Genomic DNA, 20,025 nt, shown 5'->3' with positions numbered 1-20,025 from the left:
CGAATGGCCTTCCTCAACTCACGGTCGCCGTGGCGGCGTTGGCTGCTGACGTGGTCCGGCCGATGCCGGGCCGGCTGCCGATCTCCGGCATGTCCACCGCGGGATTGCCGCCCCACTGGGCGTTCGGGGGGACTTCCTCGCCCTTCATGAGGAAGGCGTCGGGCGCCAGTACCGAGCCGTCGCCCATGGTCACGCCGTAGTGCACATGGGCGGCGATGCCGAGGGTGCAGCCGGCGCCGAGGGTGGTGACGTCGGACTTGAAGGTGCCGTCCTCCTGCGAGTGGCACTGGATCTTGCTGGCGGCGTTGAGGGTGCAGTCGTCGCCGATGGTGCTGAGCGTCCGCTCGGTCATGTAGACACCGTCGTCGAACACCCGGCGGCCGATGCGCACGCCCAGCAGCCGCCAGACCAGGGTCTTGAACGGGGTGCCGTTGAAGATGTTGAGATAGTGGTCCGGGACCTTCCACAGCCGCTCGTGCCACCAGAAGTACGGGTCGTAGATGGAGCACAACCGGGGGCGCAGCGCCCGGAAGGCTGCGATGCAGCGCTCCACCAGGATGAAGTACGCGGTGGAGAAGGCCAGCGTGAAGGCCAGGTATCCGCCGATCACCACGTGTCCGACCACGCCGTACAGGTCCACGGAGGCGAGTCCGAAGAGGGTGAGCGCGAAGGTGTGCAGCCAGCGCACGAGCAGCATGCCCGCCATGGAGCGGAGGTTGTAGCGGTTCTTCGCGGCGAGCCGGTGGCGCAGTGTGTCGCCGGTTCTGAGGTGGTCGAACCGGGTGTCGCGGTCCACCGTGCGGGGGATCTCGAAGCACGGTGAGCCGAGGAGGCCCACGCCTTCCCGGATCTCGCCGTCGAGGGGAACCATCACCTTCGTCGCCAGCAGGCAGTTCGCGCCCGTCCTGCCGCCCGCCGGATAGGCGATGTTGTTGCCCAGGAAGTTGTTCGGCCCGATCTCCACCCTGGACAGCCGGAACGAGGTGCTGGAGAAGTCGGCGTTGAGGACGGAGAGGCCGTCGGCGATCATCGTTCCGCTGCCGACGGTGACCAGCAGGGGCGACTCGTGCTGCACTTCGGTGCCGAAGTTCGAGCCGGTCTGCTCGACGCGTGACAGGTCGTATCCGATACCGCGGAGGTAGTGGACGATGTACGAGCTGTCGCCGAAGAGCCAGGTGAAGAACTTGATGTTCGTCATGCGGGCCGTGGTCCGTTGCAGCACGTAGTGGAATCCGTAGAGCGGATAGACCTTGTCGGGCTTGAGGACCAGGCCCACCAGACGCGGCACGGTGCACAGGGTCAGCAGGCCCAGGACCACGAACCCGAAGAACAGGACGAGGGAGAGCACGAGCGCGTCGGGGAGCAGTTCCGAGGGTTTGAGGGCGGCCGACTGCGGGTCGAGCCGCTTGCCGATCGTCGGTACCTCGGTGAAGAGCATGTACGCACCGCCGACGAACAGCGGGATGTACAGGAGGAACATCTGCGTCAGGGTGCCGAGGCCGAACCAGGCCCGGCGCAGGGTGCCGCAGCGGGCGGGGGCGACCCTGGCGTAGTCGACCCGGGTGGGTTCCGCCGGGGATCCGTGCCAGTGCTCGCCGGCCGGCACCGCCTGACCGCGGTACAGGGCGGACGAGTGGCCGAGTTGGGCACCGTCGCCCATGGCGGTGTCGATGTCCAGGACGGTCTTCTCGCCGACGAAGACGTCCGCGCCCAGGGTGACCCGGCCGGTCTGGATGTGTCCCGCGTGGGCCCGGTAGCAGAGGAGGAACGCGTCCTTGCGGACCACGGTCCCCGCGCCGATCGTCAGAAGGTCGGTGCAGACCGGGACGGAGTGGGAGAAGATCGTGACGCCCTTGCCGATCCGTGCGCCGAGGGCCCGCAGGTACAGCACGTACAGCGGGGTTCCGGCGAGGAAGACCATGGGATTCGCGTGGAGCAGCACCTTGACGAGCCAGAAGCGCAGGTACGCCAGGCCCCAGACGGGGAACTCACCGGGCCGCCAGCGTCCGACGAGCAGCCATTTGGCGGCGATCGGGAAGGCGCAGAGCGCCACGAACGCGATGCCTCCGAACAGCACCGACCGCAGATAGATTTCGGCCAGGCCCGAACCGCCGGCGATCCACTCGTACCCCGCGGCGGTGGCGAATCCGGAGACCAGCGAGTAGCCCAGGAAGACCAGCAACTGGGCAGTTCCGCAGAGCAGATGGGCGATCCGCTTCCCGCGCGGCCCCGGAGCCGGTGGCGGGGGCGCCGCCGTGGACGGGGCGTCCGCCGGCTGGTCGGGGGCGGGTGCGGGATCCCCGAGCGCGGTGGCCAGACTCTGGATCGTGGGGTGCTGGTAGATGTCCTTCATGGACGGCGAGGGCAGATCCTCCGCCTTGCGTATTCGTGCGCAGAACTGGGCCATGACCAGGGAGTTGGCGCCTAGGTCGGCGAAGAAGTGGCCGTCGACGGGGACGCTCTCGGCGTCCAGGAGGTCGGCCAGTGCCCGCGCGAGCCGCCGCTCGGTCTCCGCCGCCCTGCGGCCGGTGTCGCTCAGCGCGACGACGGATTCATCCGGCTCCGAAACGACCTCGGAGGACTGTTCCACCATGCGATCTCCTGGAGAACGTGGATGTTCCTGATCACGAACCGGCGGATTCAGTTTGTCCAGAGAGATCGACGTCTGCCACTTTTGCCATGGATCTAACGGTTCGGAAAGAACGACGGCCTCGGCCCTGTCCCCCGGGAATCAGGCCGGGGCGGGTCCTGCACCGTTCACCCACATGGCGGCCCCCCATCCGGGAGTGCGCGCCCCCGGGCCGGGAGCGCATCGGGGAAGCGGGACGCGCCCGGGAGGCTGCCGCGGTCACACAAGGGAGTCGCCCGGTGCCCAGGAGTCATGACGGGAGTGCCTCCGACACGCCCCAGCGACGATCGCGGCCGTACGGGACAACGTCATCGTGGCCGTCCGGGACAACGTAATCGTGGCCGTCCGGATCAACGCCATCCCGGCCGTCCGCGACAACGGCGATCGTGGCGCCGTAACGGGGCCAACGGCCATCACGGCCGTACGGGACAACGGCGATCTCGGCGCCGTAACGACGATCTCGGCCGTACGAGCACGCCTACAGGCCGGGCCACGACCCTGTGCGGGTCACGTCCCGGCAGCGGGCCGCGTCCGGATCAGCCGGCGGCCGTCCAGGCCTTGGGGCCCATGCCGCGCCACTCGATCAGATCCGGGTCGTCGACCGTCGTATTGGCCTCGGGCAGCCCGGCCCGGCGCAGGAACTCGACGACGTCGAGCAGGTGATACGCGGTGCCGACATACTCTCCGCGGATGGTCACCCGCCTGCCACCGTCGGGGCCCGGCGGCTGCACCACCACAGGCGCGTCTTTCATGATTGCCGAATGCCCCGTACCGAGCCGGGTCATGCGGGCGGGGCGCCGGCCGATGCGCATCGTTGCGACATCGTTCCGGCCGGTCACGGCGCTCGACACGCCCGAAGTCCGGCCTCCCGTCACAGCGGGCGCCGACCGCCGGGCCGGGCCTCAGGGCGGCGCATCGGCGGCGAGCGGCGGGCCGGGCCGGAAACCGGCGGATGGCCGAGAACCCCCGGGAGGCGGAGGGGCGGGAGGGGGGTCCGGTGCATGCGGTACACGCCATTAGCCACCCTCCCGAGGCGACGCGGGCGGTACTCGGCGCCGGGCCGGGCGGCCGTTCCGGAGCGCGCCGGTCACGTGCGCGTTTGACCCGATGATTACGCCATCACGCATCGGTCACATGTCCTTCACGATGCACGCACTTTCGGTCGCCCAGGGTGCCTGCTCGGTCGCCGGGAGAAGACGCCGCGGGCCCGGCTGCCTAGCGTCCCGGCCATGCCATCACCACTCATGAGACGCTTCGGCCTCGGCGCCGTCCTCGCCCTCACCCTGGCCGTCTTCGGACTGGCCCCCGGCGCGAGCGCCGACCCGGCGCCGGCCGAGCTCACCTTCGCCACGAACGCCGCGACCACCACGCCCGGCGGCACGGTGAACCTGTCGACGACGATCACCAACAACAGGACGTACGACATCTGGTTCGTGTACCAGACGATCGACCCGACCTATCTGACCACGCAGCGCCCCGACCTGAAGTACAGCTTCACCGGCTGCAGCCTGGCCGCGGCCGACGGCACCAGCACCACCTGCTCCGGCACCGGGCCCACCGACCTCGGCGCCGACTACGGCGCCACCGTCCCGCCCGGGCAGAGCCGGACCGTCAACCTGACGCTCAGCGTCGCCGCCGACTCCGGCTGCAACGGCAACATCGGCTTCTACTCGTACTTCTACGCCGAGTTCAGCGACTCCACGAACACGAGCGGCGGCCCGGTCTACACGCCCGAGACGCGCGTTCTGTGCGCCTGACGACCTGTCGCGGATGACCTGAAAAGGTCTGCGATCAGCCGATGGTCCGGGGCCGGGCGCTCCTTCCCCCATCGAGGGCCCGGCCTGCACCGCGGACGGAAAATCAGGCAACTCGGTTCCATCGAGGGCCTGTTGGTCGCCTGCTCTTTTCCGTCATGTTTCGCAGCGCGACCACGAAAGCTACACACAGACACCACTATGTGACGCGACGGATGCGTCGGCGAACGGGCCTCTCAGAGGGAAGCCGACGTCGGCGTAGGGGGTGCGTCCGCTCTACGGAGCCGTACTCACCCCTGCCCGGGAGGGGACATTCACCGCATGAAGCGGACCTTACGCACGACCGTGCTCACGGTCGGTGCGCTCATAGCCACGCTCGGCCTGCCGGCCGGCACGGCCCACGCCGACGACGCGCCCAGAATCGACCTGCGGGTGTTGGTGGTCAGCGACGGGGGCCCGTCGACCGATGCCATCGCAGCCGAACTGACCGACGCCGGAACTCCGTTCACCGAGATCGATCTGACCGGGTCGGGACGGCAGACGATCGACGCGAGCTTCCTGGCAGACACCGTCGACGGGCGACCGCGCGCCAGGTTCCAGGCCGTGGTGCTGCCCAACGACAACCCGTTCGCGGCCGGTTCGAACGAGATGGCGGCACTCACAGCGTACGAACAGGTTTACCAGATCCCCCAGGTCGATGCCTATACCTACGCACGTCCGGAAGCCGGACTGCAGTACCCGGTCGGCAGCGCCGGCTACTCCGGCAGCCTCGACGGCGCCCAGGCCGACGTGACCGCCGCAGGCCAGGCGGGCCCCTTCGGATACCTCGACGGCGCCGTGCCCTTCGAGGACAACGACCCGTCCGTGGGCGAGAGTTACGCCTACCTCGCACAGCCGGCGGCCGGCGCCGACTTCACGCCCTACGTCGAGGCGACCATCCCGGGGTCGTCGACCAAGGGCTCCCTGATCGGCGAGTACCGGCACGACGGCCGGCGCGAGCTCGTCGTCACCTTCGTCTACAACCAGTCCCAGGAGCAGTTCCGGCTGCTGGCCCGGGGCATCGTCGAGTGGATGACCGGCGGGGTGCACCTCGGCGCCTCCCGCAACTACTTCGCGGTGCACGTGGACGACCTGTTCGCCGCCGACGACCGCTGGAACACCGAGCTCGACTGCACGCCCGGCGACGTCGACTGCACCGACCCGAACGCCACGCCCGACCCCATCCGCATGACGTCCGCCGACGTCGACCACGCGCTGGCCTGGGAGCAGAGCAAGGACTTCACCCTCGACCTCGCCTTCAACGGCTCCGGCAGCGTCGACCAGCGCGAGGACGACAACGGCGTCGACCAGCTCGCCGACAAGCTGATCGCGGACAAGAACGACTTCCGCTGGATCAACCACACCTACACGCACGCCTTCCTCGGCTGCGTGCAGAACACCGCCGTGGTGCCGTGGGTCTGCGAGACCAACGCCGACGGCAGCACCAAGTGGGTCAGCGAGAACGACATCTCCGACGAGATCGCGACCAACCGGGTCTGGGCCCAGTCCAACGGACTCCCCCTGGAGAACGACGAGTTGGTCACCGGTGAGCACTCCGGGATGCGGATCCTGCCGCAGCAGCCCGACGACAACCCGAACCTGGCGGCCGCCCTCGCCGCCAACGGCGTCGACTGGCTGGGCTCCGACAACTCCCGTGATCCGCAGCAGCGTCAGGTCGGCGCGGCCGAGACCGTCCCCCGCTACCCGATGAACGTCTTCTACAACGCGGGCAAGGCCTCCGAGGAGGTCGACGAGTACAACTGGCTCTACACCAGTCGTGCCCAGGGCGGCAGCGGTGTCTGCGAGGACAACCCGGCGACCACCACCTGTCTGTCGCAGCCACTGGACACCAGCACCGGCTACACCGGCCAGATCGTGCCGCTGGAGACCCGGATCGCCCTCGGACACGTGCTGTCCGGCGACCCCCGGCCGCACTACATCCACCAGTCGAACCTGGCCGAGGACCGCATCGCCTACCCGGTGCTGGACGGCGTGCTCGACGGCTACCGGGCCCTGTTCGCGGACAACACCCCCGTGGTGAACCTGCGGTTGAAGGACATCGGGACCGAGCTGAAGCGCCGGGCCGAATGGCAGGCCGCGCTCCAGGCCGGTCAGGTCACCGCCTACCGAATCGGCGACGCCGTGACCGTCGACGCGCCGGCCGGCCTGGAGGTCACCGCGACCCTGCCGACCGGGACCACCGTGGCCGGCACCGCGTTCGGCACCGCGTACGCGGGCGCCGTCTCCGGCTGGACCCCCTCGGCCGGCGACCCGATCGTCCTCGCCCTGCCGGCCACCACCACCGCCCCGGCGGTCACGGCCGGCTCCACCGGCCCGGCCACGGATCCGGCACCCCGTACCCGGGTCCCCGCGGGTGTGACCGAGTCGGTACCCGCCACCGCCGGCGACTGAACGGCGCTCCGCAGCACCAACGACCGAAGCGAGAACAGACCCGCGGTCCCGGCCGCCGCGCGGCGGCCGGGACCGGCACGACCACCCCACACCTCGGCCGTGGAGCACACCGATGCCCCTTCTCGACGGCGCGCCAGGCACCCGCACTACGCGCGTCACCCTGCTCACCGAAGGCACCTACCCGCACAGTCACGGTGGCGTCAGCGTCTGGTGCGACCAACTGGTGCAGGGCATGCCCGACTTCGAGTTCGACATCGTCGCCGTCACCGGCACCGGACGCGAACCCGTCGTCTGGGACCTGCCCGCACACGTCTCGAACGTGTGGTCCGTGCCCATGTGGGGCGACCCGCCGCCGGGCCGCCCGCCCCGGGGCCGGGCCCGCCGCCAACTCGCCGACGCCTACGCCCGGTTCCTCACCGCGCTGCTCGACCCCCGGGAGGAGGACGGCTTCCCGCCCGCCCTGTACGCCCTGGCCCGGGCCGCGGCGGACGGCACACTCAGCCCGTTCCTGCGCGCCGACACCGCGATCACCGTGCTGAGCTCGCTGTGGAACCGGCCGGGGCTGGCCGTGCGCGAGGCCCGGCCCACCCTGCACGACGCGCTCACCGCGACCGCGCTCCTCGAGCACGCGCTTCGCCCGATGACCGCTCCGCTGCCCGAGAGCGGGGTCGCGCACGCGGTGAGCGGTGGCGTCGCCGCGCTGCCGGGGCTGGCCGCCCTGGAGCGGCACGGGGTCCCGCTGCTGCTCACCGAACACGGCGTCTACCTGCGGGAACGTTACCTCGGCTATCGGACCGCGCCCTACCGCTGGCCGGTGAAGGCGGTCGTGCTCGGGTTCTTCCGGCTGCTGGCCCGCGAGTCCTACCGCAAGGCGGCCCTGATCACCCCGGGCAACCGCTACAACCGGCTCTGGGAGGAGGAGGGCGGCGCCGATCCGGAGGCCGTCCGAACCGTCTACAACGGCGTGGACCCGGCCGGGTTCCCGGCGGCCGGACCGGAGCCGGAGGTGCCCACCCTCAGCTGGGCGGGCCGGGTCGACCCCATCAAGGACCTGGAGACCCTGATCCGGGCCTTCGCCCTGGTGCGCGCCCAGGTCCCCGAGGCCCGGCTGCGGTTGTTCGGCGGGACGCCCCGGGGCGGCGAGGCCTACCGGGAGCGCTGCGAGGCCCTGGCCGCCGAGTCGGGGCACGGGGACGCCGTGACCTTCGAGGGCCGCGTCGACGACATCAAGGACGCGTACGCGGCCGGCAACGTGGTGATGCTCTCCTCCATCAGCGAGGGCTTCCCGTTCACGCTGATCGAGGCCATGTCCTGCGGGCGGGCCACCGTCTCCACGGACGTCGGCGGGGTCCGGGAGGCCGTCGGCGACACCGGGCTGGTCGTCGCGCCACGCGATCCGGCGGCGATGGCCGCGGCCGCCCTCGAGCTGCTGGGCGATCCGGCGCGCCGCCGGGCGATGGGCGAGGCGGCGCGACTGCGGGTGATCGAGCAGTTCACCCTCCGGCAGACCATCGACACCTTCCGTGCCATCTACCTCGAACTCTCCGACCGCGCACGGCGGTCGGCGTCCGGGCGGGCCGCCGCGGCCGAGCTGCCCACGGCGTCCGTCACCGGGAGCGTGGCCCTGTGAGCGGACCGATGTCCCTCGAACCCGGCGGCTCCGAACAGGACACGCTGGCCCTGCGGCTGGCCGAGCCCCGGCCGGCGCCCCGCCGCCGGCCGCGCTGGGCCCTCGACGACACCACGCTGACCATACGGCTGCCCCGGCGCGGCCCGGACGAGGACACGGTCAGCGAACTCGCCGCCGAACTCGCCGACCGGATAGGCCCCGCCGTCCACCCCTACGAAGTGGCCGCGCTGCTGGAGTCGGAGGGCCTGTCCGCCGCCCTGATCAACGAGCGGTACGGCCACCCGAACCTGTTCTCGCTCGCCTCGGCGCTCTACGAACGGGTGCCCAGGGCGTTCCCGGAACCGGCGCCCGCGGCCGACCCGTGGCGCCCGGACACCGTGCGCTGTCTGCTGCGGGGGGTGCTGTTCGCCCTGCCCGGACTGGCGTATCCGCTGACCGCTCCGCTGTGGCACGCGGCCGGGCACGCGCCCGCGCTGGTCGTGGCGGGGCTGGTCTCCTGGGCGTGGGGGCAGGCCCTCGGCCACCGCGCCCATCTGCGGATGACGGCTGGACGGCACGAGGCGGCCCGTACTCTCCTCATCGGCGCACCGGCCGGGGCGGTACCGGCCACGGCTGCCGCCGCCCTGGTCTCCGGGGGCGACTGGGCCGCGGCGGCCGCCGCGGCCCAGTCGCTGTACCTGGCGGCGGCGGGTGTGCTGCTGGTGCTGGCCCGGGAACGGCTGCTGCTGGCCGCGCTCAGTCCGCTGATCGCGGGTGCGGCCGTGCTGCCCTGGTGGGAGCCGGGCCGTGCGCTGCGGGCCGGGCTTCCGCTGCTGGCGCTCGCCGCGACGCTAGCGGTCACCGGGTGGGTGCTGTGGCAGGCCCTCTCGGTCCCGGCCGTCACCGGCGGCCACCGGCCCAAGGTGCTGTGGTCCCTGCCGTACGGCCTGTTCGGGCTGGCCGCCGGGGTACTGGTGCTCCTCGAGGGGCGCGAGGAGCCGTACGCGGTGATCGTGCTCACCGTGAGCATGGGGCCCGCGGAATGGCTGCTGTACCGCTACCGGGGGCTGTCGGTCGGCGCGCTGCGCGCCACCGCGACCCCCGCCGCCTTCCTGCTGCGTTCCGCCGGCATCCTCGCCCTCTGTCTGGCGCTCTACCTGGCGCCGCTGCTGCCCGCCGCCCTGCTCACGGGCGCCGGTCCGGCCACCCTGCTGCTGCTCGCGGCCACGCTGTGGACCGCGTTGCTGCTCCAGGCGTTCGGTGCGGCCTGGCCGTCGGCCGCGCTCTGTCTCACCGCCGCCGCCGTCGCCGGCGCGTTCTCCCTGTTCCACCTGCCCGGGGCCGGTCTCGCCCTGCCCCTGTGCTGCGGCGCCGCCGCGCTCTGTCTCGCGGCCGGCGCGCTGGTGCTGCTCGGCCGCCCCGCCCCGCACGGATAGTCACTCCCCCCACGCACAACCGATCGGAAGGACACCGCAGTTGACCTCCCAACCGCTCGCCGCCGTCACCGGGGCCGAGGGTTTCATCGGCTCGCACCTCACCGAGGCGCTGGTCGCCTCCGGGCACCGGGTACGGGCCATGGCCCAGTACAACTCCTTCTCCTCCTACGGCTGGCTGGAGACCCTGTCCCAGGACGTCCTGGACCAGGTGGAGATCGTCCTCGGCGACGTCCGGGACCCGGGCTCGGTCCGCGGCCTCCTGGAAGGCGCCGACACCGCCTACCACCTGGCCGCGCTGATCGCGATCCCGTACTCCTACCAGGCCCCGCACAGCTACGTGGACACCAACGTCACCGGCACGCTCAACGTGCTGGAGGCGGTTCGCGCGCTCGGCACGCCCCGGCTGGTGCACACCTCGACCAGTGAGACCTACGGCACCGCCCGGACCGTGCCGATCACCGAGGACCACCCCATCAACACCCAGTCCCCGTACGCCGCTTCGAAGGCCGGCGGGGACCGGCTCGCCGACAGCTACCACGCCAGTTTCGACACCCCGGTGGTGACACTGCGGCCGTTCAACACCTTCGGGCCGCGCCAGTCGATGCGCGCGGTGATCCCCACGGTGATCGGTCAGCTGGCGGCCGGGGAGCGCACCATCACCCTCGGCGACCTGCGTCCCTCCCGGGACTTCATGTTCGTCAAGGACACCGCCCGGGCGTTCCTGACGGTCGGCACCGCGCCGGCCGAGCGGGTGGTGGGCCGTGCCTTCAACGCCGGTACCGGCGGGGAGATCTCGGTCGGCGACCTGGTCGCCCTGATCGGCAAGGTGATGGACACCGCCGTCGACGTCCGCGAGGACGAGGCCCGGATCCGGCCCGCGGGCTCCGAGGTGATGCGGCTGGTCGCCGACGCGAGCCGGCTCACCGCGGCCACCGGCTGGCGTCCCGGGCACTCCCTGGAGGAGGGCCTCGGCCAGACCGTGGAGTTCTTCCGCGACCCGGCCAACCTCGCCCGGTACAAGACCGGCATCTACAACATCTGACCTCGTCCGGCACGTCTGCGCACGTACACGAAGGAGGAGCCCCATGCACGCAGTGATTCTGGCCGGAGGCAAGGGCGTCCGGCTGCGGCCCTACACGACCGCGCTGCCCAAGCCGCTCGTCCCGATCGGCGACCAGCACGCGATCCTGGAGATCGTGCTGCGCCAGCTCTCCACCGCCGGCTTCACCGGCGTCACCCTGGCCATCGGCCACCTCGGCGAGATCATCCGCGCCTATGTCGGCGACGGCTCCCAGTGGGGCGTGACCGTCGACTACGCCACCGAGGAGAGCCCGCTGGGCACCATGGGCCCGCTGCTCAACCTGCGTGACCGGCTGCCCGAGACGTTCCTGGTCATGAACGGCGACGTCCTCACCGACCTCGACTACGCCGACGTCCTGGACCGGCACAGATTCTCCGGTGCCCCGCTGACCATCGCCACCTACTCCCGCCAGGTGCACATCGACTTCGGGGTGCTGACCACCGACGACAGCAAGGTCGTCGCCTTCACCGAGAAGCCGAGCATGGACTACCGGGTCTCCATGGGCGTGTACGGGCTGTCCCGTGCGACGCTGGACGACTACACGCCCGGACTCCCGCTCGGCTTCGACGAGTTGGTGCTGGATCTGCTCAAGGCCGAAACTCCCCCGCACGCCTACGAGTTCGACGGGTACTGGCTGGACATCGGCCGCCCGGACGACTACGACCGGGCCAACGCCGAGTTCACCACCCGCAAGTCGCTTCTGCTCAAGGGAGCCTGAGCTCGTCATGCGCATTCTCGTCCTGGGCCACTCCGGCTATCTGGGCACCCATGTCGCCGCGGGACTGCGGGCCGTGCCCGGCGCGCAGGTCCTCGGCGGCGGCCGCTCGGCCGGCGCGGACCACCACGTCGACCTCGCCGCCGTCCGCCCGGAGCAACTGGCCAAGATCCTGGCGGCCGTCGCGCCCGACACCGTGGTCAACTGTGCGGGCACGACCGGCGGCGACGCGGTGGGGCTCGCCGAGGTCAACGCCCGCGGCCCGGCGGTGCTCTGTGCCGCGCTGCGCGACGCGGCACCGACGGCCCGTCTGGTGCACCTCGGTTCCGCCGCCGAGTACGGCCCCGGCACCCCGGACGCACCGGTCACCGAGTCGGCGCCGACCAGCCCGGCGGCCCCGTACGGCGCGACCAAGCTGGCGGGCACGGTCGCGGTGACCACGTCCGGCCTGGACGCGGTGGTGCTGCGGGTGGGCAACCCGGTGGGACCCGGGGCGCCGGCCGCCTCGCTGCCCGGCCGGATCACCGCGCTGCTGCGCGAGGCGGGTCCGGACCCGCAGGCGGTACTGCGCCTCGGCGACCTGTCGGCGTACCGCGACTTCGTGGACGTGAGGGACGTGGCCCGTGCGGTGGTCCTCGCGGCCACCGTCGGCGGCCCGCCACCGCCTGTCCTCAACATCGGCGGCGGCCGGGCCGTCCCAGTGCGGGAGCTGGTGTACGCGCTGGCCGCCCGGGCCGGCTTCCGCGGCCGTGTCGAGGAGAGCGCGGGCGGCTCGGTGCGTTCGGCGCGGGTGTCGTGGCAGTGCTCCGACATCTCCGCCGCCGAGCGGGCCCTGGGCTGGCGCCCGGCGCACACGCTGGAGGACGCGCTGGCCGCGCTGTGGGAGAGCGACGGTACGCGGTGAGCCTGCTGATTCCGCTGTATGTGCACCCGACCGAGGACCCGGGTGCCTGGCACCGCCTGATCAGCGGCGCGAAGGGCACCTACGGGGTGGTCCTCAACCCGGCGAACGGCCCCGGCGACCGCCCTGACCCGGCGTTCGGCGCCGCGGCCGACGCACTGCGGTCGGCCGGAGCGCTCCTCCTCGGGTACGTCGACACCGACTACGGGATGCGCCGACCGGCCGACGTCATCGAGGACGTGCGCCGGTACGAGGAGTGGTACGCGGCCGACGGCTGCTTTCTCGACCGGGTGACGGCGACTGCGGAGGCGCTGCCGGCCTGCCGCCGGCTGGTGCGTGCCGTACGGAGAGCGGGCGCCGGGACGGTCGTGCTCAACCCTGGCGTGCACCCGGCGCCCGGCTATGTCCGTCTCGCCGACCTGACCGTCACCTTCGAGGGGCACTGGTCCACGTACGTCTCGGCGTTCAGCAGACCGGCGTGGGCCGCCCGGCAGCCGCCGGAGCGGCTGTGCCACCTGGTCTACGGTGTGCCCGAGCCCCTCGTCCCGCTCGCGGTACGCACCGCGCACGAGCGGGGCGCGGCGGTGTGCGGTCCGGTGACCGGCGAACCGCCCAATCCCTGGGCGCAGTTGACCCCGGCCCTGGCCGGAGCGCAGCGGTGAGGGCACGGGTGGTACTGACCGCGGCCGTCCTGGCGGGGCTGCTGGCGGGCTGCTCCGCGCACCGGGACGCGTCCTCCGCGCACCCCAGGTCCCCCTCCGGGCCCGCTGACTCCTCGACCACGCCGCCCGGCTCCCCCGTCGCCGAGCCGTCGGACACCGCCGGCGTCCACCCGGCCTCGCCCACCGCCACGCCGACGGGCTCCTCCGGGGGACACCCCGCCCGGGTGCGGTGGAGACCCAAGCCCGGCCTGGCCTGGCAGTGGCAGCTGGACGGAGAGGTCAGGCCGACGGTGGACGTGCCCGTCTACGACATCGACGGCTTCGAGAACTCCGAGGCGGACGTGGCCCGGCTGCACGCCGCCGGCCGGAAGGTCATCTGTTACGTGAACGTCGGCGCCTGGGAGGACTTCCGGCCCGACAAGGGCGACTTCCCGCGCTCGGTGCTGGGCCGCACCAATGGCTGGGCCGGCGAGCGCTGGCTGGACATCCGCAAGCTGTCCGTGCTGCGGCCGATCATGGAGCGGCGCTTCGACATGTGCCGTGACAAGGGCTTCGACGCGGTCGAGCCCGACCTGGTGGAGGGGTACGGCAACGACACCGGGTTCCGCCTCACCGCCGCCGACCAGCTCCGCTACAACCGCATGATCGCGGACATCGCGCATGTGCGCGGCCTGTCCGTGGGCCTGAAGAACGACCTCCCGCAGATCCCGCGACTGCTCGCCGACTTCGACTTCGCGGTCAACGAGGAGTGCGCCCAGTACGACGAGTGCGCCCGCCTCGTCCCGTTCGTCGAGGCGGGCAAGGCCGTGTTCCACGTCGAGTACAAGGAACCGCCCAGTGCCTTCTGCGCCGAGTCCCGGCGGCTGGGCCTGTCGTCGATGCAGAAGAAGCTGGAACTGGGGGTGTGGCGCAAGCCCTGCTGACGGCGGTGGAGCCGGACCGCGGCCGGCCGCTTCCGGAGCCGGTGGATGTGGAAGTGCCCCGGTGAGCGCGGTCGCCCTCCCCCTACAAGGGGCGACCGTGCTCACCGGGGCCGGCGCCGGCTCTGCTGGTGTTCCGCAGAGTCGGATCGGGCGAGTCCCCCAACTCACCCACCCGGCACCCGCCCATCCCCCCTGGGTGCCCGGCGCCTGTGTCAGGGCGTCAGTGTGGCCCACACGGCGTGGCCGCTGGTGAGCCGGGACCGGTCGACGCCCCAGGAGTCGGCGAGTTCCCCGACGAGCAGCAGCCCCCTGCCGCCCTCGTCGTCGGGCCCCGGCTCACGCCGGAGCAGACCCCGCCGCGAATAGTCGTGGTCGTGCACCTCCAGCCGCACACACCCGTCGGTGATCATGCCCATGCCACACAGGATGCGGACACTGAACGTGTGTCTGATGGCGTTGGTGACCAGCTCGGACACGAGCAGCACCGCGTCCTCGCACAGCTCGCCGGGCATCCCCCAGGCGCTCAGGCGCTCTCTCATGGAGCGGCGGGCGACTCTGACGCTGGAGCGGTGCGCGGGCAGCTCGATCCAGTGCGCCAGGTCGGGGTCGGCTACGTCTAACAGGTCGAGCGGGGAGGTCGCGTGGGGGGACACGTGGTTGCCTTCCGTGAGGCGGCTGCGGCGGGGAGCAGGCAGAACTGAGCAACGTCCGCACGGGAGACGTACGTTGCCCGTGAGCGTGACCGCGATTTACTCAAGTAACTATGCGCGCAGTCGGGTTCACCCTGCAACCGACTCCCTGATAATTTCAGAATGCCGGTGTCGGTGTGGTCGCTTCATCAAGTGCCTGTCAAACTTGTGCCGGTGACGTTCCCTCGGGAGGTGGTGCGTGAGCGAAGGCCGGTCGAACGCGAGCAGCGCCAGTGCGCCCACCGTGCTGCGCATGATCCTGGGCCGCAGGCTCCAGGAGCGGCGCCAGGAAGCGGGCGTGTCACTGGACGAAGCGGCGCGGGCGCTGCGGGTCGCTCCCCTGACCATCCGCCGCCTGGAGAAGGCGGAGGTGGCCCTCAAGCCTCTCTACGTGGAGAAACTCCTCGAGACCTACGGCGCCGACCGGCAGGAGACCGCCGAGTTCGTCGCCTTCGCCGAGCGGGCCAACGAGCCCGGCTGGTGGCACACCTACCGTGACGTGCTGCCCACCTGGTTCAGCGCCTATGTGAGCCTGGAGACCGGTGCCAAGACCCTGCGCACCTATGAGCCGCACTACGTCACGGGACTGCTGCAGACCCCCGAGTACGCGCGTTCGGTGCTGAGCGGCGGCTTCCCGAACGACCGCGACGAGGAGCTGGACCGGCGCGTGAACCTCCGGCTGCGCCGGCAGGCCCTGCTGGAGCGGGCCGACGCGCCCACCCTGTGGGTGGTCATGGAGGAGGCCGTCCTGCACCGGGTGGTCGGCGGCCCCCAGGTGATGCGGACGCAGATCGAACGGCTCCTGGAGGTCTCGGGGCTGGACCACGTCAGCGTCGACGTCGTGCCGTTCACCGCCGGTGCCCACATGGGCGCGTGCGCCCCGTTCACCTACTTCCGTTTCGAGGAGCCCGAGCTTCCCGACGTCGTCTACAGCGAGATCCTCTCCGGCGCGATGTACCTGGACCAGCGCCCCGACGTCGTCGCCCATCTGGAGGCGCACAACCGCATGTCCCTGCTGACCTCCGAGGCACAGAGCAGGGCGCTCCTGAACCACATGCGCAAGGAGTACGCATGACCATCATCGACGGCAGTGCCCACGACGTGTACAACGGCATGCCCGCCGCGGACCTGGGTGAGCAGGGCTGGGAATCGCCCTGGAGCGGCCCCAACGGAGGTCAGTGCGTGCAGACGAAGCAACTCGCCGACGGCCGGGTGGCGCTGCGCCAGTCGACCGACCCCGCCGGCCCCGCGCTGATCTACACCCCCGAAGAGATCACGGCGTTCGTCGCCGGGGTCAAGCGGGGCCTCGCCGACCATCTGACCACTGGGTGACCTCCCCCCTCCCCCCCGGGCACCCCTCCGAAAGGTTCAGGATGACCGACTCGCACGCGGCGCGGGACATCGACACCAGCAAGCCCCACTCCGCCCGTATGTACGACTACTACCTCGGCGGCAAGGACCACTTCGAGGTCGACCGGCAGGCCGGCGAGAGCGTGGCGTCCGCCTACCCCAGCGTCTTCGTCGCCGCCCGTGAGAACCGCGCCTTCATGCACCGGGCCACCCGTGTCCTGGCCCGGGAGCACGGCATCCGGCAGTGGCTGGACATCGGCACCGGCATCCCCACCGAGCCGAACCTGCACCAGGTGGCCCAGTCCGTGGTCCCCGACGCACGGGTCGTGTACGCCGACAACGACCCGCTGGTGCTCAAGTACGCCGAGCGTCTGACGCGCAGCAACGTAAAGGGCCGCACCACGTACATCGAGGCCGACGTCAACGACCCGCAGGCGCTGATCGACGCCCCCGAGCTGGCCGAGATCCTGGACTTCGAGCGGCCGGTGGCGCTGTCCCTCAACGCGCTGATGCACTTCGTGACGGACGCCCAGGACCCGTACGGCATCGTCAGCCGGCTGCTGGACGTGGTCCCCTCGGGCAGCGCGCTCGCCCTGAGCCATGTCACCCCCGACTTCGACCCGGACTCCTGGGAGAAGGTCGCCGAGATCTACCACAACGGCGGCACTCCGGTGCGGTTCCGCACCCGCGACGAGGTGACGCGGTTCTTCGACGGGCTCGAACTGCTCGACCCCGGCGTCTCCCTGGCGCACCACTGGCGCCCGGACTCCGAATCGACCGCCGGCGACGCGGAGGTCAGCCTGTGGACCGGGGTGGGCATCAAGCCGTAGCACGGACGGGCTGCCGTACCGCACGGTGACACGGCGGCACGACAGCCCGAACAGCCCGGAACAGCCCCGGGAACAGGTCAGCCGATGTGGTAACTGTCCCCGTACACCTTCCAGTCCAGCGGGGTGTTCAGGCACAGGTTGCCCTTGCTCAGGAAGACCCGCTGCTCGGTGTCGACGCGGGTGGTGTCGCTGTGCGCCTCTTCCTGTTTCATGGCCCAGACCCGCGCGTCGAGGAAGGCGTTGAGGTACGTCACCTCGTTGCCGCCCTGCGCCGGCGGCTTCGCCTTGCCGAGGGCGCGCTTGCGTATGTTGCGGAAGCTGGTGGGGTCGTCGCCGTCGCCGTGCATGACGATGGCGTCGTAGTAGGCGAACTGCCCCAGCGTGCCGAGCCCGTCCGTCTTGCCCTGCTGGACGGCCGGGTTGAAGTACACCCGGTCGCGCTCGTCGTTCTGCGCCTGCTGGAAGGCCGTGTCCTGGGCGGCCTTGCGCCAGTCCGCGGGGAAGTTCGGGTCGAGGCCGGAGTGCGAGTCGGTTCCGTTGACCCGGCGCAGCGCCGGGAGGTACTTGGCGAGGACGTTGCCGGGCTTGCGGTCGGTGTAGAGCTGTACGAGGTCGAGCATGTCGCCGGTGCCGGAGCAGAATCCGATGATCCCGGCGGTGTAGCCGCGGCCGTCGCCGATGTCCTCGATGTACTTGTACTGCGCCTTCCAGTCGAGCGAGGAGTTCTCCGCGCTCGACACCAGCTTCATGGCGATCTCCTTCTTCGCCGGGTCGTCGAGGCCCACACAGCTCGCGGCCGCCGAGGCGGCCGAGGCGTGCGCGGGACGCAGCAGTACGGCACCGGCCGCGGACGCGCCGAGCAGGGCCAGCAGGGTGCGCCGGGAGGTCGGGGCAGGGGTCGTCGTGGGGTTGTTCGGGTGCCTCACGTGGGCTCCAGAAGGTGGTGGGGGGTGGACTGGGGATCCACTATTAGGAAGGTTTCCTATCAGAGCCCGTCGGTGATGTGTACCCGTCACGCAGAAAGTTCGTAGGGTCGAACAAGACAGGTACGGACCACGGCACGGCGGCGGGACCCGGCCGAGGAGATGGTGGAATATTCAACCAACTGCGTCCGTTGACGGCCTCGAGGAGGTCACGAGTGGACACCACGTACTACGACCAGGGAACTCTCGCCGAACGCTGGGACCGCGCCCAGCTGTTCTTCGACGCCAAGGACTACGCGGGCGCCGCACGGGTGCTCGCCGGGCTGGTCGAGGAGGTGCCGGAGCAGACCGGACCGCGGCTGCTGCTGGCACGTGCCTACTACCACTCGGCTCAACTGGGCCGCGCCGAGGCCGAGTTGCGCGAGATCGTCGAGCGCGACCCGGTGGAGCACTACGCCCGGCTGATGCTGGGCCGCACGCTCCAGCGGCAGGCCCGGCACGAGGAGGCGGAGCCGCATCTGCGTCTCGCCTCGGCGCTGGCGGGCGACTTCCCGCAGGAGTAGCGGAACGGATCACCAGGGCCCCGGGTCTCCCCGGGGCCCTTCTCGGTGTCCGGCGGCCACCGGTTCCGGCAGCCGGGCCGACAGGCCGTCGAGGCCGGCCGGTGCCGTCAGAGGGGGGTGGCCGCGTGCAGGATCAGAAAGAGAGTGACCGCCGAGTTCGCGGAGGACATCGCCGACACGAAGGTGCCCGCGGCCGCGCCCCAGACGGCGAGACCGGCCCCGGTGAACGCCGACGGCCAGCCGCCGGACGACGGGGCCGGACCGAGCAGCGCGGCGACCCGGCGCGGCACCGGGCCGGTGGCGGCCAACGCGGCCAGGGTGGGGGCCGGGGTGCCTCGCGACAGCAGCGCCGCCCTGCCGATGGCCCGGGCGACCGTGTGCCGGTCCCCCACCGCGCGGGCCGCCACCTCGTCCGCCCAGCGCTCGGCGGTGTAGGCCACCGCGGTGCGCAGGGGCCGCAGGAAGGGGTTGGCGCGGGCCGCCAGGTGCACGGCGAGCAGGTGGCGGTGGTGCCGGGCGGCGACATGGGCGCGTTCATGGGCGAACAGGGCCCGGCGCTCACCGGGGTCGAGGCCGTCGAGGAGGGCGGTGGTGACGACGATCCGGCCGGGCAGCGCGTAGGCGTAGGGGGTGCGGTCGGGCAGGACGGCGACCTCCCGGCCGGGCAGTCCGGTCAGCGCCCGCCGGGCCAGCCGGGTGACCCGCCGGTGCCGGTGAAGGGTGCGCCCGCACAGCACGGCGACCACGCCGAGCGCGGGGATGGCGGCGCGGCCCGCGATCTCGTCCTGTGGCACGGCGGCCCGCACCTCCGGGTCGGACCAGGCGTCGGGGAGGGGATTGCCGGGGAGCTGGGCGGTGCCGACCACCATCAGCAGGGCCAGGCAGAGTGTGCTGCACCCGGCCATCACCACGGCCACCGCGGTGAGCAGCCGGGTCGCGGTGCGCGGATGCAGCCGTCCCTCGGCCAGCCGGGCGACCGGCCAGGCGGTCAGCGGCAGGACCAGCGGCAGGAAGACGAAGACCCCCATGGGCGGTCAGTCTTCCGTACCGCCGTGGTCGGTGTGCGAGGTGTTCCGACTGTTCACCCGGCCCGGTCCCGCGGTCTCCAGGAGCGCCCGGAGCACCTGCTCGTCGCCGGGCGGCAGCGCGGTGACGAAGCTCGCCAGGACGGCCTCGCGGTCCCGTTCGCCGTCGAGGAGCCGGCGCATCCGCAGAGCGGCGAGCCGGGCCACGTCGGCGGTCGGCGTCCACAGGAAGGCGCGGCCCTGCCGTTCCCGGGCGACGACGTCCTTGGCGAGCAGCCGGGTCAGGATGGTCACCACGGTGGTGTAGGCGAGGTCGCCGCCGAGCCGCTCCTGCACCCAGGCGGCGGTGACGGGACCGCCGGCCTCGCGCAGCGCGCCCAGCACCTGGCCCTCCAGCTCCCCCTGCCCCCGCCGGGCCCGCACCATAGCCCCGTCTCCCTCCGGCGTCGGCGTGTCTGACACGCGAGCAGGCGTGTGAGGACAC

Annotated in this window: 19 protein-coding genes; 13 read left to right on the top strand and 6 right to left on the bottom strand. The window is 71.7% G+C overall.

Going from position 1 to position 20,025, the window contains the following annotated elements; genetic code table 11:
• Positions 1-13: 13 nt before the first annotated feature.
• Positions 14-2,593 (bottom strand): Pls/PosA family non-ribosomal peptide synthetase, encoded by a 2,580-nt coding sequence (locus ACWDGI_RS12935; RefSeq protein WP_450758274.1) that lies wholly within the window; start codon positions 2,591-2,593, stop codon positions 14-16.
• A gap of 572 nt (positions 2,594-3,165) precedes the next feature.
• Positions 3,166-3,480, bottom strand: coding sequence for a hypothetical protein (locus ACWDGI_RS12930; RefSeq protein ID WP_450758272.1), 315 nt, complete (start codon positions 3,478-3,480; stop codon positions 3,166-3,168).
• Positions 3,481-3,858: 378 nt separating this feature from the next.
• Between ACWDGI_RS12930 and ACWDGI_RS12925 the strand changes: the two genes are divergently transcribed.
• The 9 genes from ACWDGI_RS12925 to ACWDGI_RS12885 all read left to right on the top strand — a co-directional run bounded on the left by ACWDGI_RS12925 (position 3,859) and on the right by ACWDGI_RS12885 (position 14,161).
• Entirely contained in the window at positions 3,859-4,386 is a 528-nt protein-coding gene (locus ACWDGI_RS12925; RefSeq protein ID WP_450758270.1) for a hypothetical protein, read from the top strand.
• Positions 4,387-4,704: 318 nt separating this feature from the next.
• Positions 4,705-6,834 (top strand): hypothetical protein, encoded by a 2,130-nt coding sequence (locus ACWDGI_RS12920; RefSeq protein WP_450758268.1) that lies wholly within the window; start codon positions 4,705-4,707, stop codon positions 6,832-6,834.
• 112 nt (positions 6,835-6,946) lie between these two features.
• Positions 6,947-8,464, top strand: a complete 1,518-nt coding sequence (gene pelF / locus ACWDGI_RS12915; protein WP_450758266.1) for a GT4 family glycosyltransferase PelF — start codon at positions 6,947-6,949, stop codon at positions 8,462-8,464.
• Positions 8,461-9,879 (top strand): hypothetical protein, encoded by a 1,419-nt coding sequence (locus tag ACWDGI_RS12910; RefSeq protein ID WP_450758264.1) that lies wholly within the window; start codon positions 8,461-8,463, stop codon positions 9,877-9,879. The genes pelF and ACWDGI_RS12910 overlap by 4 nt, the downstream gene beginning before the upstream one ends.
• 40 nt (positions 9,880-9,919) lie before the next feature.
• A complete protein-coding gene (locus ACWDGI_RS12905) occupies positions 9,920-10,921 on the top strand; it encodes a GDP-mannose 4,6-dehydratase (RefSeq protein ID WP_450758262.1) in 1,002 nt (333 codons plus the stop codon).
• Positions 10,922-10,964: 43 nt separating this feature from the next.
• Positions 10,965-11,678, top strand: a complete 714-nt coding sequence (locus ACWDGI_RS12900) for a nucleotidyltransferase family protein (protein ID WP_450758260.1) — start codon at positions 10,965-10,967, stop codon at positions 11,676-11,678.
• Between the two features lie 7 nt (positions 11,679-11,685).
• Complete coding sequence (locus ACWDGI_RS12895) at positions 11,686-12,579, top strand: NAD-dependent epimerase/dehydratase family protein (RefSeq protein WP_450758259.1); 894 nt, start codon at positions 11,686-11,688, stop codon at positions 12,577-12,579.
• Positions 12,576-13,238, top strand: a complete 663-nt coding sequence (locus tag ACWDGI_RS12890; RefSeq protein ID WP_450758257.1) for a spherulation-specific family 4 protein — start codon at positions 12,576-12,578, stop codon at positions 13,236-13,238. Before ACWDGI_RS12895 ends, ACWDGI_RS12890 begins: the two co-directional genes overlap by 4 nt.
• Positions 13,235-14,161: an endo alpha-1,4 polygalactosaminidase gene (locus tag ACWDGI_RS12885; protein WP_450758255.1), complete on the top strand. Its 927-nt coding sequence runs from the start codon at positions 13,235-13,237 to the stop codon at positions 14,159-14,161. Before ACWDGI_RS12890 ends, ACWDGI_RS12885 begins: the two co-directional genes overlap by 4 nt.
• 212 nt (positions 14,162-14,373) lie before the next feature.
• Here the strand turns inward: ACWDGI_RS12885 and ACWDGI_RS12880 are convergent, their stop codons facing one another.
• Positions 14,374-14,700, bottom strand: a complete 327-nt coding sequence (locus tag ACWDGI_RS12880) for an ATP-binding protein (protein WP_450758253.1) — start codon at positions 14,698-14,700, stop codon at positions 14,374-14,376.
• A 349-nt stretch (positions 14,701-15,049) separates the two neighbouring features.
• Here ACWDGI_RS12880 and ACWDGI_RS12875 point away from each other — a divergent pair, with 349 nt between their 5' ends.
• Genes ACWDGI_RS12875 through ACWDGI_RS12865 form a run of 3 tightly spaced genes read left to right on the top strand, consistent with a single transcriptional unit; the run spans position 15,050 to position 17,030 of the window.
• Positions 15,050-15,925 carry a helix-turn-helix domain-containing protein gene (locus ACWDGI_RS12875; RefSeq protein WP_450758251.1) on the top strand — a complete coding sequence of 292 codons (876 nt, stop codon included), beginning with the start codon at positions 15,050-15,052 and terminating at the stop codon, positions 15,923-15,925.
• Positions 15,922-16,182, top strand: a complete 261-nt coding sequence (locus ACWDGI_RS12870) for a DUF397 domain-containing protein (RefSeq protein ID WP_351742891.1) — start codon at positions 15,922-15,924, stop codon at positions 16,180-16,182. Before ACWDGI_RS12875 ends, ACWDGI_RS12870 begins: the two co-directional genes overlap by 4 nt.
• Positions 16,183-16,223: 41 nt before the next feature.
• Positions 16,224-17,030: an SAM-dependent methyltransferase gene (locus ACWDGI_RS12865; protein WP_450758249.1), complete on the top strand. Its 807-nt coding sequence runs from the start codon at positions 16,224-16,226 to the stop codon at positions 17,028-17,030.
• A 77-nt stretch (positions 17,031-17,107) separates the two neighbouring features.
• Here ACWDGI_RS12865 and ACWDGI_RS12860 read toward each other — a convergent pair whose 3' ends face one another.
• Complete coding sequence (locus tag ACWDGI_RS12860) at positions 17,108-17,956, bottom strand: chitosanase (protein ID WP_450758247.1); 849 nt, start codon at positions 17,954-17,956, stop codon at positions 17,108-17,110.
• Positions 17,957-18,168: 212 nt separating this feature from the next.
• Here ACWDGI_RS12860 and ACWDGI_RS12855 point away from each other — a divergent pair, with 212 nt between their 5' ends.
• Positions 18,169-18,516 carry a tetratricopeptide repeat protein gene (locus ACWDGI_RS12855; RefSeq protein WP_365793332.1) on the top strand — a complete coding sequence of 116 codons (348 nt, stop codon included), beginning with the start codon at positions 18,169-18,171 and terminating at the stop codon, positions 18,514-18,516.
• Positions 18,517-18,623: 107 nt separating this feature from the next.
• On the opposite strand, the gene ACWDGI_RS12850 is transcribed toward ACWDGI_RS12855, so the two are convergent.
• Together ACWDGI_RS12850 and ACWDGI_RS12845 are read right to left on the bottom strand one after the other, a co-directional pair.
• Positions 18,624-19,544 carry a M56 family metallopeptidase gene (locus ACWDGI_RS12850; RefSeq protein ID WP_450758245.1) on the bottom strand — a complete coding sequence of 307 codons (921 nt, stop codon included), beginning with the start codon at positions 19,542-19,544 and terminating at the stop codon, positions 18,624-18,626.
• 6 nt (positions 19,545-19,550) lie between these two features.
• Positions 19,551-19,967, bottom strand: coding sequence for a BlaI/MecI/CopY family transcriptional regulator (locus ACWDGI_RS12845; protein ID WP_351742906.1), 417 nt, complete (start codon positions 19,965-19,967; stop codon positions 19,551-19,553).
• Between the last annotated feature and the right edge of the window lie 58 nt (positions 19,968-20,025).

This window comes from Streptomyces sp. NPDC001220 (genome assembly GCF_053597895.1).
Note: the sequence above shows the minus strand (reverse complement) of the source record. Positions and strands in the feature narration are given on the sequence as shown.